Source organism: Acerihabitans sp. TG2 (genome assembly GCF_035013185.1).
Lineage (GTDB): Bacteria > Pseudomonadota > Gammaproteobacteria > Enterobacterales > Enterobacteriaceae > Acerihabitans.
Map to the genome: position 1 here is coordinate 1 of NZ_JAYGJO010000081.1, position 1,744 is coordinate 1,744.

2 protein-coding genes and 1 pseudogene are annotated in these 1,744 nt (G+C 45.6%); all 3 read right to left on the reverse strand.

What is annotated here, in order from left to right; all coding sequences use genetic code 11:
• Positions 1 to 351: 351 nt before the first annotated feature.
• The 3 genes and pseudogenes from SJI19_RS24570 to SJI19_RS24575 all read right to left on the reverse strand — a co-directional run bounded on the left by SJI19_RS24570 (position 352) and on the right by SJI19_RS24575 (position 1,430).
• On the reverse strand, positions 352 to 855 hold the full coding sequence (locus tag SJI19_RS24570) for a cold shock domain-containing protein (RefSeq protein WP_323480858.1): 504 nt from the start codon (positions 853 to 855) through the stop codon (positions 352 to 354).
• Positions 856 to 997: 142 nt separating this feature from the next.
• Positions 998 to 1,081: pseudogene (locus SJI19_RS24935) on the reverse strand (integrase); the annotation flags it as partial.
• 79 nt (positions 1,082 to 1,160) lie between these two features.
• Complete coding sequence (locus SJI19_RS24575) at positions 1,161 to 1,430, reverse strand: hypothetical protein (protein ID WP_323480857.1); 270 nt, start codon at positions 1,428 to 1,430, stop codon at positions 1,161 to 1,163.
• Between the last annotated feature and the right edge of the window lie 314 nt (positions 1,431 to 1,744).

A 1,744-nucleotide genomic window follows, 5' to 3' on the forward strand; every position in this document is an offset into this window, starting at 1 on the left:
GGGACATTAGCGGACTTATTCGTTCATTGGATAAGTCGTAAGCTTATTGGTCTGCCCGTGTCATTCAAATTAGACTGGGAGCCGGTCAGCGGGAGCTTTTAGGTAAGCACTTACTTGCGTAATCCCTTTGGGTGGTGGGCAAATTCAGGAAGTCACGTTACCGTAAGGCTAGTAGTCTTGGACCACGGATTAATGATCAGCAGACCTCAGCTTCATGTTGTCAATTCTAAGGTTTGCTCCCTATCCTGATGATGGTGAAAAACCTCAAAATACAGGTGCGTTACGTAGGTGTTACGTTTCACTTCAGGCCCAGGGGCACCAATGACACAGCCACATTTAATAGGGTGGCAATTACACAGAATTATGTACAAGGCCGGCCTTGAGCAGTTTCACCGTGGCATCCACGTCTATTTCATCTTCTGAGAAGATTAACGTTGTTCCCTGGAAAGTGGTGATCGCCAATTTTTTCAGCGAGCGCATTTCATCAGGTTTAGTGGCTGATTTCGGCCTGATACTACTCATCAGCACACCCACAGACAGCACCGCATTTTCTTTATCAATACGGGTATCGGCAGACACTTCTTCGCTGTAAACCAGGTAAGACCTGATCGATGTAAGCTTAATACGCTCGCCTGCGATATAGATATATTTGCTTTCCGGTACGACTTTCACCGCATAAGCTGACAAACCTTTGTTATTCGTGGTGGCTTCGAAAGTCACCACTGCATCTTTCTTGATCAGCTCCGGGTTGGCGACCTTCATCACATGAAAATAACGGTTATCACCGTTTTCATCTTTGATAAATCCAAAACCTTTATCTTTAAACCACGTTGTGATCGTTCCGTTCATCGCTATTACCGCCTACTTAATCGTTTATCTACTCAGTTTTTGCAGCGCGCAGTGTAAAGCACAATGCCTGCGCAGACTATGCCTTTGGTTTAAGTCTGGATGATAAAGTTCTGGTACGCGAGAGGAATGGCCAGGTGAAGGCGTAATTTTCAATCCATCCATGAAAAATACGGTTGTATTGCCTTGTCGAAATGTGTTGGGAAGAACCAACCCGGGATTGAAAGAGGTCGCCGGTACCGCGCACAGAGATATACACGTCTTGGCCTCAACGATTCGTGTCGTGCTGTCCGTCAATCCGAGGCCATCGCTGGCTACTTTTTCCGAAAAAGAAAAACAGCAACTGCCGTCAGAACGCCTATCAGGGGCATGGCTCCAGCGCCTGCTAAGAAGTTATGGTGATCTATTTGTTTTTCCCTGCAGATATCAGCAAAACGGGCAAGTGCTTGTTTTTCATCAGTGGCGCTGACCTCTTCAAATTGTTTTTTATAACCCTGTTCAGTCAGTTGAGAGGCTACGCCCGCCTCTGATCTTTCCAGCACGACGGTTTGTTTACCCTTTTTGAAAAAAAAGTAATCCGGCATTTGGTGCTCCACATGGAAGAGGGTGTGATTAACCAATATATCCGGTCTGACTTAATTTTGTACACCTCTGCCTGTATATTCGCATCCACCTGATCAACCACTTGTATTTTAGTTGCTCATTTTCAGCAAAAATCTTAAACAGCACCCGCTAAAGTTGAAGGGTAGTAATGAGCTAGGCGCGGACTTATCAACTCCAGATAAGGGCTGTCATGCCACGATTAACACATTACCAACTAACGGTTTATTGAACTACGAGGAGCCGGCCAGTATGGCATCACAGTTACTGTTTGCATCAATACTGAGCCCTTTCTACT